This window comes from Streptomyces sp. NPDC004609, assembly GCF_042873655.1.
Taxonomy (GTDB): domain Bacteria; phylum Actinomycetota; class Actinomycetes; order Streptomycetales; family Streptomycetaceae; genus Streptomyces.
Genome location: NZ_JBIALS010000005.1, coordinates 150128 through 162739, shown reverse-complemented (window position 1 = coordinate 162739; position 12612 = coordinate 150128). Strand labels below are relative to the sequence as shown.

Below are 12612 nucleotides of genomic sequence, written 5' to 3'. Positions count from 1 at the left end.
CGACTCAGATGTCGAGGAAGCGGACGTCCTTGGCGTTGCGCTGGATGAAGGAGCGCCGGGCTTCGACGTCCTCACCCATCAGCACCGAGAAGAGGTCGTCCGCCTGCGCGGCGTCGTCCAGCGTGACCTGGCCGAGCACGCGGTGCTCCTGGTCCATGGTGGTGACCCGCAGCTCCTCGGCATTCATCTCGCCCAGACCCTTGAAGCGCTGGATCGAGTCCTCGCGGATCCGCTTGCCCTGCTGCTTGCCCAGCTCGACGAGCGCGTCACGCTCACGGTCCGAGTACGCGTACTCGAAGTCGTCCCGGCCCCACTTGATCTTGTACAGCGGCGGGCGCGACAGAAACACATGCCCGGCCTCGACCAGCGGCCGCATGAAGCGGAAGAGGAAGGTCAGCAGCAGCGTGTTGATGTGCTGTCCGTCGACATCGGCGTCCGCCATCAGAATGATCTTGTGATAGCGGAGCTTCTCGATGTCGAAGTCCTCGTGGACTCCGGTGCCGAAGGCCGAGATCAGCGCCTGGACCTCGGTGTTCTGCAGGATCTTGTCGATCCGCGCCTTCTCGACGTTCAGGATCTTGCCGCGGATGGGCAGGATCGCCTGGTACATCGGGTTGCGTCCGGACTTCGCCGAGCCGCCGGCGGAGTCACCCTCGACGATGAAGATCTCGCACTTGGTGGGGTCGTTCGACTGGCAGTCGCTCAGCTTGCCCGGCAGCGAGGCGGACTCCAGCAGTCCCTTGCGGCGGGTCAGATCACGGGCCTTGCGGGCGGCGACACGGGCCGTCTGCGCCTGGATCGACTTCCGGACGATGTCCGCGGCCTCGTTGGGATTGCGGTCGAACCAGTCGGTCAGGTGCTCGTGCGCGACCTTCTGGACGAAGGTCTTCGCCTCGGTGTTGCCCAGCTTGGTCTTGGTCTGTCCCTCGAACTGCGGCTCGCCCAGCTTGATCGAGATGATCGCCGTCAGGCCCTCGCGGATATCCTCGCCCGAGAGATTGTCGTCCTTCTCGCGCAGCAGCTTCTTGTCGCGGGCGTACCGGTTGACCAGGCCCGTGAGCGCGGCGCGGAATCCCTCCTCATGCGTACCCCCCTCATGCGTGTGGATGGTGTTCGCAAAGGAGTAAACGCCCTCGCTGTACTGAGAGTTCCACTGCATCGCGATCTCGACCGAGAGCATCCGCTCCTTGTCCTCGGCCTCGACGTCGATCACGGTGGGGTGGATCAGCTCACCCTTGCGGGAGTTCAGGTACTTGACGAAGTCGACGATGCCGCCCTCGTAGTAGTACGTGACCGTGCGGACCTGGTCCTCGCCCGGCTCCTCGGCGGTGTCGGCGCCCGCCGTGGCCTTCGCGGACTCGCGCTCGTCGGTCAGGGTCAGGGTCAGGCCCTTGTTGAGGAAGGCCATCTCCTGGAAGCGGCGCGAGAGCGTCTCGAACGAGTACTCGGTCGTCTCGAAGATGTCGCCGTCGGACCAGAAGGTCACCGAGGTGCCGCTCTCCTGCGTCTCCTCGTTGCGCGAGAGCGGGGCGGTGGGGACGCCGAGCTTGTAGTCCTGGGTCCAGCGGTAGCCGTCGCGCTTGACCTCGACGGCGACCTTGGAGGAGAGCGCGTTGACGACGGACACACCCACGCCGTGCAGACCGCCGGACACCGCGTAGCCACCGCCGCCGAACTTGCCGCCCGCGTGCAGGACCGTGAGCACGACCTCGACGGCGGGCTTGTTCTCCGACGGGACGATGTCCACGGGGATACCGCGGCCGTTGTCGATGACGCGCACTCCGCCGTCGGCGAGGATCGTCACATCGATCGTGTCCGCGTGCCCGGCCAGCGCCTCGTCGACGGAGTTGTCGACGACTTCGTACACCAGGTGGTGAAGACCACGCTCACCGGTCGAGCCGATGTACATGCCGGGTCGCTTGCGGACCGCGTCCAGACCCTCGAGGACGGTGATCGCGCTGGCGGTGTACGAGGCGGTGACCTCGCCGCTCCCACCGGCGGGGGTGGACGGGTTGTTCTCGTTGGGGTTGCCGGAATCGGCCACGAAGCGCCCTTTCTGGCACAGCACAAGCCGTTCTCCGGGCAAGCGGGAGCGGCTGCGTCGTTCGACATGTTCCGCAAGGTGGCGGGATTGTCCACCAGTCTACCGGTACCGCCGACATGAATGGGGGTTTGGCGGTAGCTGAGTCCGCATGTGCCGCCCTGAACACCGCCTGTCCGACTCCCCATATTCGGGAAGGGGCTCCAGGAGCCCCACACGGGCGTTGAGCGCTTCCGGCCTGTCAACCGTCGGCTACGGTGAGAAAGGCCCCGGGCAAGGGCCGCGCGCGGGTGCCCGCGGCGGTGGCCGGCGGCTCCCCGCACCCGCCGCGGCCGGTTCCATACCCTTACCGCGGCTGGATTCCGACCCGTGGTGGCACCGCTCCGTGGTGGCCTCCCGGCCCGGCGGGCGCCCCTGCCCGGCGACGGGTGGAGGCGCCCTGGCACGGTCCACGTCACGGGTGCTCCCGCGGACGATCTCGTACGGGACGGTCCGCACCAGGTCGCCACCCGCTGTCCGCGGCGGCGGGGTGCCAGGCGATCACAGGCGGCCGGCGATCACCGGAGGCGGGCAGCGGCCCACGACCGGCCTGCCCTCGGCGGGCGGCCCGCCCGCCGGGTGATGCCCGCCGTACATACGTCCGAAGAATCCGGCGCACGGCGGAGTGTCCCGGGTCCGCGCGCGTCATCGGGGAGCCGAAGGCCCGCGTACCCGGCCGTCGCTCCTCGCCACCCGCCCGGAGAACCGTTCGCCGGAACCGGAGCCGCCGCTACCCGTAGGTGTCCCCGGGCCCCACGCTCCCGGGTGCCCGCAGGGGACCGAAGCCCTTCCGGGGTGCGCTCGGGCCCTGGACCCTGAGGAGGCGGACCGTGCCCTGGCCCAGGTCCTCGTTCAGGCGGGCCACCAGCCGGGGGGCCAGCAGCCTCAGCTGGGTCGCCCAGGCCGTGGAGTCGCACTGAACCGTCAGCACCCGCTCGTCCTCGTCGTACCTCTCCGGCACGCAGTGATTCGCCAGCCCCTCGCCCACGATCTGCGGCCAGCGGCCCATCACCCCGCCGACCGCGGCCGGGGTCTCCCAGCCGCGCTCGGTGATCAGCCGGTTGATCGCCGCACCCAGCGGCAGCGGATCACGGCCGTCGGCACGGGCTCCGGAACGCAGACCTCCGCCTCGGCGCGCCTGCCGCTTCTCCTGCGCGGCCGCGCCCCGCGCCCGCGCCTGCTCCTTGGCCGCGCGCAGCGCCACCCGCGCCAGGTCGACCCCGGACGCCTCGGGCACCACCGGGGGCACGGGCACCACCGGGGGCACGGGTGCCACCGGAGGGACGGGTGCCACCGGAGGGACGGGCAGGTTCCGGTTCTCGGGCGCCGGGATGTTCTCGCTCATACCCGTACCACCTCACCGTCGGCCACCGTGTACCTCGCCCCCGCCAGCGCCCCCGGCACATCGTCGTCGACGGCCGCGGTCACCAGGACCTGCTCACCCGGAGCCACCAAGTCCGCCAGCCGTTCCCGCCGCCGGGCGTCCAGCTCCGCGAAAACGTCGTCCAGGACGAGGACGGGTTCATTGCCCTCCGCCCTCAGCAGATCGTACGAAGCCAAACGCAGCGCCAGCGCATACGACCAGGACTCGCCATGGCTCGCGTAGCCCTTCGCGGGCAGCTGCCCCAGCTTGAGCACCAGCTCGTCCCGGTGCGGCCCGACCAGGGTCACGCCCCGCTCGATCTCCTGCTTGCGCGCCTCGCTCAGCGCGGTGACCAGCTGCCCGTACAGCTCCTCCCGGCCGTGCGGCAGACCGTGCGCCTCGCCCGCCGGACCGGCGGAGGAACGGTACTCCAGCGCGATCGGGCCACCGCCCGGCGCCAGTGCCTCGTACGCTTTGTCGGCCAGCGGCTGCAGCGCACCGATCAGCTCGACGCGCTGCGCCAGCAGCTCCGCCCCGGCCCGCGCCAGATGCTGGTCCCACACATCCAGTGTGGACAGATCCGCGCCCGAGGTCGCCGATGATTTTCCGTGCCGCCGTGCCATCGCCGCCGACTTCAGCAGGGTGTTGCGCTGCTTGAGGACGCGCTCGTAGTCCGAGCGCACGCCCGCCATACGCGGCGCGCGCGCCGTGATCAGCTCGTCGAGGAAGCGCCGCCGGTCGCCCGGGTCGCCCTTCACCAGGGCCAGATCCTCCGGCGCGAAGAGGACCGTACGGATGATCCCCAGCACATCCCTCGGTCTGACCTGCGACGACCTGTTGATACGGGCCCGGTTCGCCTTCCCCGGGTTCAGCTCCAGCTCGATGAGCTGGGAGCGCTCGCCCTGGGTGACGGCCGCGCGGATCACCGCCCGGTCCGCTCCGGCCCGTACGAGCGGCGCGTCCGACGAGACCCGGTGGCTGGCGAGCGTCGCCAGATAGCCGATGGCCTCGACCAGATTGGTCTTGCCCTGGCCGTTCGGTCCCACGAACGAGGTGACGCCCGGATCGAGAGGGACCTCGACCCGGGCGTACGAGCGGAAGTCGGCCAACGACAGATGCGTGACATGCATGGATCTGGGCCGACCTCCCCCGGCTCGGAGCCGTTACTTCTTGTTCTCCACCGCGTGCCCGCCGAACTGGTTGCGGAGCGCGGCGATCATCTTCATCTGCGGCGATTCGTCCTGCCGGGAGGCGAACCGGGCGAACAGCGACGCGGTGATCGCGGGCAGCGGTACGGCGTTGTCGATGGCGGCTTCCACAGTCCAGCGGCCCTCGCCGCTGTCCTGCGCGTAACCCCGCAGCTTCTCCAGGTGCTCGTCCGCGTCCAGGGCGTTGACCGCCAGGTCGAGCAGCCAGGAACGGATGACCGTGCCTTCCTGCCAGGAACGGAAGACCTCGCGTACGTCGGTGACGGAGTTGACCTTCTCCAGTAGCTCCCAGCCCTCGGCGTACGCCTGCATCATCGCGTACTCGATGCCGTTGTGGACCATCTTGGCGAAGTGGCCGGCGCCGACCTTGCCCGCGTGGACGGAGCCGAACTCGCCCTCGGGCTTGAGCGCGTCGAAGACGGGCTGCACCTTGGCGACGTTCTCGGCATCGCCGCCGTACATCAGCGCGTAGCCGTTCTCCAGGCCCCAGACACCTCCGGAGACGCCGCAGTCGACAAAGCCGATGCCCTTGATGCCCAGCTCGACGGCGTGCTTCTCGTCGTCCGTCCAGCGCGAGTTGCCGCCGTCCACGACGACGTCGCCGGGGGAGAGCAGTTCGGCCAGCTCGTCGATGGTGGACTGGGTCGCGGCACCGGCGGGGACCATCACCCATACGACCCGCGGTCCGTGGAGACTGTCCACAAGCTCCCTCAGGCTGTGGACGTCGGCGAGGTCCGGGTTGCGGTCGTAGCCGATGACGGTGTGGCCCGCGCGGCGGATGCGCTCGCGCATGTTGCCGCCCATTTTGCCGAGGCCGACGAGGCCGAGCTGCATCTCAGTGTCCTTAAGCGTTGTCTGCCGAATTCGTACCCGCGTCCGAGCCTACGCCGGAGGGCCCGGTACGGCCCGGCGGGCCCGCTCGGGTGGGAGCGGGCCCGCCGGGATCGTGGACTGCCGGGTCCCGGACGGCCTCAGCCGGAGAGCCGCACGGGCATGATCAGGTACTTGTACGCCTCGTCCGCCTCGGCGTCCACGGCCGGCTTGCCGCTCAGCAGCGCCGGCTTGGTGGAGGTGGTGAAGGACAGCTGGGCGACCGGGGAGTCGATCGCGCTCAGTCCGTCGAGCAGGAACGTGGGGTTGAAGGCGATCGAGATGTCGTCGCCCTCCAGCTGCGCGTCGACGCGCTCCACAGCCTGTGCGTCGTCGCTGGAGCCGGCCTCCAGGATCAGAACGCCCTGCTCGAAGCTGAGCCGGACCGGAGTGTTCCGCTCGGCGACGAGGGCCACGCGCTTGACGGCCTCGACGAACGGCGCGGTCTCGATCACCGCCACCGAGTTGAACTCGGTCGGGAACAGCGTCCGGTACTTCGGCAGATCGCCTTCGAGCAGCCGGGTCGTGGTCCGCCGTCCGGCACCCTCGAAACCGATGAGGCCCTCACCGGCGCCGGAGCCGGAGAGCGCCAGCGTGACCGTGTCTCCGCTGGTCAGAGCCTTGGCCGTGTCCAGCAGGGTCTTAGCGGGCACCAGGGCGACGGCGGACGCATCCGGGTTCTCCGGCTTCCACAGGAACTCACGGACCGCGAAGCGGTACCGGTCGGTGGAGGCCAGGGTGACGGTGTCGCCCTCGATCTCGATGCGCACGCCGGTGAGGACGGGAAGGGTGTCGTCGCGGCCCGCGGCGATGGCGACCTGGGCGGCGGCGGACGCGAAGATCTCCCCGGGCACTGTGCCGGTCGCGACCGGCATCTGCGGCAGCGCGGGGTACTCCTCCACAGGCAGGGTGTGGAGGGTGAACCGCGAGGAACCGCAGACCACGGTCGCCCGTACACCGTCTGTGGAAATCTCCACCGGCCGGTTGGGGAGAGCGCGGCAGATGTCGGCGAGAAGACGGCCGGAGACGAGCACGGTGCCGTCCTCGTCGACCTCCGCCTCCACCGAGACCTTCGCCGAGACCTCGTAGTCGAAGCTGGAGAAGCTGAGGGCGCCGTCCTCGGCCTTCAGCAGCAGACCGGCGAGCACGGGCGCCGGGGGACGTGCTGGAAGGCTCCTGGCCACCCAGGCCACCGCCTCCGCGAGTACATCGCGCTCCACCCGGATCTTCACCGGAACCGCCTCCTGCTGTCGCTGGCTCGCCCTGCTGGCCTGTGTCGTCGGCTGTGTCGCCGGGGACCAGTCTGACGTACGGCACCGACAGTAGGTGCGGCTCGGGGTCAAGTCGTGACAACCGGCGTGGCGGGCTCCGGGAGCGAGTTGTGCACAGGGCCCCCTTCGAAACCAATTCCCCGGTAACTCTGAGTGGGAGTAGTAGTAGGGCCTGTGGAAACCGTGGATAACGTCGTCCACGCAGGTCAGACCCACTTTTTTGTCCACCGTGCCTGTGGGCGGAACCAGTGGACAACCGGGTGTTTCTGTGGACACCGGAAAGTTCTGCACAACCGATGCACAGCCGGGGGGCAGTTCTCCCCAGCCCTGTCCCCAGCTTTACCCAGGTTCCCCACAGGCCAATCCGCCTCGTTGGTGTGACCGCTTTCACTCGACCCGGTGAGAGCCGGTGTTTTGTTGCCGAACAGTGGACAGCGGTGTGGAGAAGCTGTGGGCAACCGGGCCCTGCCTGTGGGTCACCGGTGGACAACGCAGGTCAGGCCCTGTGGACGAGTTCTGTGTCCACAGCCTGTGGATGACGGTTGGCCACAAATCCCCAGCCGGTTGACCTGCTGTGATCATGTACCGGCGGCCCGGCCTGTGGATGCGATCTGGACAACTTTGCGGTCCCCAGGCTGTGGACGGGAGATTCTCCCCGGATCTGTGGAGAACCGCGCCACCGGGGCCCGTATTCGAACACCGCGGCCCGGGACCAGGCGGCGACAGCACGTGGAAACGCCCCGGGGCACAGGGCTCCCGGGGCGTTCGGGCGGGTCGGCCGGGCCCGTGGAGGGCCCGGCGGCGGGGCGGAGTAGGCGGGATCCGGGGGGGCGGATGGACGGAGAAGGGTCCGAGGGTGCGGGCGGAGGGCCTCGCTAGCCGTTCTTGATGCGGTTGGTGAGCTCGGTGACCTGGTTGTAGATCGAGCGCCGCTCGGCCATCAGCGCACGGATCTTCCGGTCGGCGTGCATCACGGTCGTGTGATCGCGCCCGCCGAACTGCGCACCGATCTTCGGCAGCGAGAGGTCTGTCAGCTCCCGGCACAGATACATGGCGATCTGCCGGGCCGTGACGAGCACCCGGCTGCGGGACGAGCCGCACAGATCCTCCACCGTCAGCCCGAAGTAGTCGGCAGTCGCCGCCATGATCGCGCCCGCCGTGATCTCGGGTGCCGAGTCCTCGCCGCCGGGGATCAGATCCTTCAGCACGATCTCGGTGAGCCCGAGATCCACCGGCTGCCGGTTCAGCGACGCGAACGCCGTCACCCGGATCAGCGCGCCCTCCAGCTCACGGATGTTGCGCGAGATCCGGGACGCGATGAACTCCAGCACCTCCGGCGGAGCATTCAGCTGCTCCTGTACCGCTTTTTTGCGGAGGATCGCGATCCGGGTCTCCAGCTCGGGCGGCTGGACATCCGTGGTCAGACCCCACTCGAACCGGTTCCGCAGCCGGTCCTCCAGCGTCACCAGCTGCTTGGGCGGCCGGTCCGAGGAGAGCACGATCTGCTTGTTGGCGTTGTGGAGCGTATTGAAGGTGTGGAAGAACTCCTCCTGCGTCGACTCCTTGCTCGCCAGGAACTGGATGTCGTCGACCAGGAGGATGTCCACGTCGCGGTAGCGCTTGCGGAAGGTGTCGCCCTTGCCGTCGCGGATCGAGTTGATGAACTCGTTGGTGAACTCCTCGGAGCTCACGTACCGCACCCGGGTCCCCGGGTAGAGACTGCGCGCGTAGTGCCCGATCGCGTGCAGCAGGTGTGTCTTGCCGAGCCCCGACTCCCCGTAGATGAAGAGCGGGTTGTACGCCTTGGCCGGCGCCTCGGCGACCGCCACGGCGGCCGCGTGCGCGAAGCGGTTGGAGGCGCCGATGACAAAGGTGTCGAAGAGGTACTTCGGATTCAGCCGGGCATGCGGCTCCCCGGGGCCCGGAGCGGGCGAGGGCTGGGCCCCCAGGGATCCCGGCGCGCCCGTGGGGCCTCCCCGGTGCGGAGGCTGGGAGTCGGGGCGCTCGTGCCGCTCCGGGCGCTGCGGCTCGTAGCCCTGGCGGTCGGGCGGCTGTGGCGAGCGGTAGTCGCGGTGGGGCTGGTGCGGCCGGGTGGCCGCGTACGGATCACGGTCCTGGAAGCCGCCGAGCCGCGGCTGCTGCCAGGACAGGTCCTCCTGGGTGCGCGGCCAGGCGCCGGGCTCGGGCCGCTGCTGCTGATACTCCGGGTACGCGGGACGGATCTCCGGCAGCCCGTCGTCGGCCGGCCGGTGTCCGTATCCGCTGTAGGGGTCGTTCTGCTGGTAGTGGTCCGCCCCCGGATCGTCGTGTCCCCCGCGCCCCTGATGTCCCTGGTGGTCCTGATGTCCTTGATGGCCCTGATAACGGGGAGGCCCCGGCTGCGGGGACGGGGACTGCTGGGGCGCCGGGGGCTCGCCGGCCGAATCGTCGACCGTGATCGCGATGCGGATCAGCCGTCCGCATTCCCGGCTGAGAGTCTCGCTGATCAGCGGGGCGAGCCGGCCTTCGAGGACGCGTTTTCCGTATTCATTGGGGACGGCCAGCAGCGCGGTGTCCGACACCAGCGCGAGCGGCTGGCAGCGCTCGACCCACTGTTTGTCCTTGGATTCGATTCCTTGCTGGCCGTCGGCGAGGAGCTGTTTCAGCACTCGTGGCCACACTGCGGCAAGATCGGCAGGTACGTCAGCCACAAGGCACGCTCTCTCGCAGGTCCCACGAATGTGTGGTTCTCGGGACGGTATGGGAAGGACAGTCAAGGACAGAAAGGAAAAGATTCGGAGTTCAGCCACGGTAGTCAGGGCGACCCGCGCGGTTCAAGTTGTTGTCCACAGCCTGTGCACAGTGGCCGGTGCAAGGGGCTTGGTTTGACCGGATGGCGCAGCCGCGCGTACCGTAACGAGGTCGAGTTGTCGATGGCTGCTGCCGCCTGCCTCCGATGGGCAAAGATCACGATCCGTGGTCGTGAAGCGGTGCACTCGGGCGAAACGCGAGCTACTCGTGGGCGCACGGTGACAGCCAGGCGATGTCCCGCCACCTACGAATCTCTTTCTGGAGCCCCCGAGTGAGCAAGCGCACCTTCCAGCCGAACAACCGTCGTCGTGCGAAGACCCACGGTTTCCGTCTGCGTATGCGTACCCGCGCCGGCCGCGCGATTCTCGCGACGCGCCGGAGCAAGGGTCGCGCTCGCCTGTCCGCCTGATCGCGTACAGGTCATGACGTGCTGCCTACCGAGAATCGGCTGAGGCGGCGCGAGGACTTCGCGACCGCGGTACGACGAGGGCGCCGGGCCGGACGCCCGTCCCTCGTCGTCCATCTGCACAGCGGTTCACCGGACCCGCACGCGTCTGGGGAGAGCGCTCCCCCGACGTGTGCGGGTTTCGTCGTGAGCAAGGCCGTGGGTGGTGCGGTCGTACGCAACCAGGTCAAGCGCAGGCTGCGGCACCTCATACGCGATCGGCTCGCCGAGCTGCCCCCCGGTAGCCTGGTTGTCGTACGGGCGCTGCCCGGCGCGGGCGACGCCGATCATGCACAGCTGGCCCGAGACCTGGATGCCGCCCTCCAGCGGCTTCTGGGAGGGGGCGCGCGATGAAGTACCCGCTGCTGGCTCTGATCAAGCTGTATCAGTGGACGATCAGCCCTCTGCTGGGGCCCGTCTGCCGGTACTACCCGTCGTGTTCCCACTATGGATACACGGCCATCGACCGGCACGGTGCGGTGAAAGGCACAGTGCTCACCGCCTGGCGGATTCTGCGGTGCAATCCGTGGTCCCCGGGCGGAGTGGACCATGTGCCGCCCCGCAAGCGTCCGCGGTGGCACGAGATGCTGCGTGACGCCGTGCGTGGCAAGAAGGGCGGGCACTGCGCAGATGTGCCTTCCCGGGGGTCGGCCTCCGAGCCCCCGAGTCCGGCCGCAGAGACCTCGCCCAATGCTCAAGGAGCCTGATTAGTGGACACGATTGCCAGTCTCTTCAGTTTTATCACCACGCCTGTTTCGTGGATCATCGTCCAGTTCCACAAGCTCTACGGGGCGATGTTCGGCCCCGACACGGGCTGGGCCTGGGGACTGTCCATCGTGTCGCTGGTGGTCCTCATCCGTATCTGTCTGATCCCGCTTTTTGTGAAGCAGATCAAGTCGATGCGGAACATGCAGGCGCTCCAGCCGAAGATGAAGGCGATCCAGGAGCGTTACAAGAGCGACAAGCAGCGTCAGTCCGAAGAGATGATGAAGCTGTACAAGGAGACGGGCACCAACCCGCTCTCCTCGTGTCTGCCGATTCTGGCGCAGTCGCCGTTCTTCTTCGCGCTCTACTACGTGCTCTCCAACATCGCCTCGGGCAACACGGTCGGCGTCATCAACGAGTCGCTGCTCGCCAGCGCCCGGCAGGCCCATATCTTCGGGGCACCGCTGGCGTCGAAGTTCATGGACAGCGGGAGCAAGGTCTCCGCCCTCGACGCCTCGCTGACCGATGTGCGCATCGTCACCGCGGTCATGATCATCCTGATGTCGGCGTCGCAGTTCTACACCCAGCGCCAGCTGATGCAGAAGAACGTCGACCTGACGGTGAAGACGCCGTACATGCAGCAGCAGAAGATGCTGATGTACATCTTCCCGGTCATCTTCGCCGTGATGGGTATCAACTTCCCCGTTGGTGTCCTCGTCTACTGGCTGACCACCAACCTGTGGACCATGGGCCAGCAGATGTACGTGATCAACCAGAACCCGACCCCCGGCAGCAAGGCGCAGGACCAGTACCTGAACCGGCTGCTGAAGAGCGCCACCGCCCACGGTGAGGTCCGCTCGCGGCGGAAGCGCAAGATCGTCCAGACCATCGTGGCCAAGGGCCCGGACCGCAACGACAACGAGCGCCGTTTCATCACCGGACTGTCGAAGGCCGGGTACGCCGCCCAGGCGGACGGCACCGTCGCCAAGAGCGACACGGCGGTCCTGGAGGCCGAGGGCGGCACCACGCAGCGGCGCCAGCAGCCCAAGCGGCAGACCAAGGCGAAGCGGCAGTCCGGCACGGCCCAGCAGGGCGGGACCAAGGCAGGCGACTCGGACGACTCCGAGTCCAAGCCCTCCCTCCAGAAGAAGGCCCCCGAGGACGCCAAGCCCAAGCAGGCCGGAAGGGCGTCCTCGGGATCCGCGCGACAGCAGCCCAAGTCCGGACAGCGCAAGGGCCAGCAGCGCCCCAAGCACCCGTCGTCCAAGAAGTAAGCAAGAAGGAGTCCATCCGTGACGGAAGGCACCATCCCCGCCGCCGCCGAGGGAAGCGACACCCTGACCCGCCTTGAGCAGGAGGGGGAGATCGCCGCCGACTACCTCGAAGGTCTGCTCGACATCGCCGATCTCGACGGCGACATCGACATGGACGTCGAGGCCGACCGGGCCGCGGTTTCGATCATCAGCGACGCGAACAGCCGGGATCTCCAGAAGCTCGTCGGACGCGACGGTGAGGTTCTGGAGGCCCTGCAGGAGCTGACCCGGCTGGCCGTCCACCGGGAGACCGGTGACCGCAGCCGGCTGATGCTGGACATCGCGGGCTTCCGGGCCAGGAAGCGCACCGAGCTCGCCGAGCTGGGAGCCAAGGCCGCCGACGAGGTGAAGAACAGCGGCGAGCCCGTGAAGCTCAAGCCGATGACGCCCTTCGAGCGCAAGGTCGTGCACGACGCGGTCGCCGCGGCGGGGCTGCGCAGCGAGTCCGAGGGCGAGGAGCCGCAGCGCTTCGTCGTCGTGCTCCCCGCCTGACCCTCATCGTTTACTCGGCCCCGTCTGTTTCGCAGGCGGGGCCGATCTTTGTCAGCCTGATAGTCAGCCACCACA

At 68.4% G+C, this 12612-nt stretch carries 11 protein-coding genes; 5 read left to right on the top strand and 6 right to left on the bottom strand.

Features of this window, described 5'->3' with window-relative positions:
• Positions 1-4: 4 nt before the first annotated feature.
• The 6 genes from gyrB to dnaA all read right to left on the bottom strand — a co-directional run bounded on the left by gyrB (position 5) and on the right by dnaA (position 9482).
• On the bottom strand, positions 5-2068 hold the full coding sequence (gyrB, locus tag ACFYT4_RS06895; protein ID WP_389266016.1) for a DNA topoisomerase (ATP-hydrolyzing) subunit B: 2064 nt from the start codon (positions 2066-2068) through the stop codon (positions 5-7).
• Positions 2069-2810: 742 nt separating this feature from the next.
• Entirely contained in the window at positions 2811-3425 is a 615-nt protein-coding gene (locus ACFYT4_RS06890) for a DUF721 domain-containing protein (protein ID WP_389266014.1), read from the bottom strand.
• Complete coding sequence (recF, locus tag ACFYT4_RS06885) at positions 3422-4573, bottom strand: DNA replication/repair protein RecF (protein WP_389266012.1); 1152 nt, start codon at positions 4571-4573, stop codon at positions 3422-3424. The genes ACFYT4_RS06890 and recF overlap by 4 nt, the downstream gene beginning before the upstream one ends.
• Before the next feature lie 33 nt (positions 4574-4606).
• Entirely contained in the window at positions 4607-5485 is an 879-nt protein-coding gene (gnd, locus tag ACFYT4_RS06880; RefSeq protein WP_389266010.1) for a phosphogluconate dehydrogenase (NAD(+)-dependent, decarboxylating), read from the bottom strand.
• Between the two features lie 137 nt (positions 5486-5622).
• Positions 5623-6753, bottom strand: a complete 1131-nt coding sequence (gene dnaN, locus ACFYT4_RS06875; RefSeq protein WP_389266009.1) for a DNA polymerase III subunit beta — start codon at positions 6751-6753, stop codon at positions 5623-5625.
• 914 nt (positions 6754-7667) lie between these two features.
• Positions 7668-9482, bottom strand: coding sequence for a chromosomal replication initiator protein DnaA (gene dnaA / locus ACFYT4_RS06870; protein ID WP_389266007.1), 1815 nt, complete (start codon positions 9480-9482; stop codon positions 7668-7670).
• A 371-nt stretch (positions 9483-9853) separates the two neighbouring features.
• Here dnaA and rpmH point away from each other — a divergent pair, with 371 nt between their 5' ends.
• From rpmH to ACFYT4_RS06845, 5 genes are read left to right on the top strand one after another with little or no spacing between them, the layout of a single operon-like run.
• Positions 9854-9991: a 50S ribosomal protein L34 gene (gene rpmH, locus ACFYT4_RS06865; RefSeq protein ID WP_003975051.1), complete on the top strand. Its 138-nt coding sequence runs from the start codon at positions 9854-9856 to the stop codon at positions 9989-9991.
• An 18-nt stretch (positions 9992-10009) separates the two neighbouring features.
• A complete protein-coding gene (gene rnpA / locus ACFYT4_RS06860) occupies positions 10010-10381 on the top strand; it encodes a ribonuclease P protein component (RefSeq protein WP_389266005.1) in 372 nt (123 codons plus the stop codon).
• The gene (gene yidD, locus ACFYT4_RS06855; RefSeq protein WP_389266003.1) at positions 10378-10734 is read left to right on the top strand and encodes a membrane protein insertion efficiency factor YidD; all 357 of its coding nucleotides are present in this window, start codon (positions 10378-10380) and stop codon (positions 10732-10734) included. Before rnpA ends, yidD begins: the two co-directional genes overlap by 4 nt.
• 3 nt (positions 10735-10737) lie before the next feature.
• Positions 10738-12006, top strand: coding sequence for a membrane protein insertase YidC (yidC, locus tag ACFYT4_RS06850; RefSeq protein ID WP_389266001.1), 1269 nt, complete (start codon positions 10738-10740; stop codon positions 12004-12006).
• An 18-nt stretch (positions 12007-12024) separates the two neighbouring features.
• Entirely contained in the window at positions 12025-12537 is a 513-nt protein-coding gene (locus ACFYT4_RS06845; RefSeq protein WP_389265999.1) for a protein jag, read from the top strand.
• Positions 12538-12612: the final 75 nt, after the last annotated feature.

What these genes read in the sequence shown, in the direction of transcription:
- ACFYT4_RS06890 (WP_389266014.1), bottom strand. Translation starts at nt 3,425, where the DNA reads ATGAGCGAGAACATCCCGGCGCCCGAGAACCGGAACCTGCCCGTCCCT.
- recF (WP_389266012.1), bottom strand. Translation starts at nt 4,573, where the DNA reads ATGCATGTCACGCATCTGTCGTTGGCCGACTTCCGCTCGTACGCCCGG.
- gnd (WP_389266010.1), bottom strand. Translation starts at nt 5,485, where the DNA reads ATGCAGCTCGGCCTCGTCGGCCTCGGCAAAATGGGCGGCAACATGCGC.
- yidD (WP_389266003.1), top strand. Translation starts at nt 10,378, where the DNA reads ATGAAGTACCCGCTGCTGGCTCTGATCAAGCTGTATCAGTGGACGATC.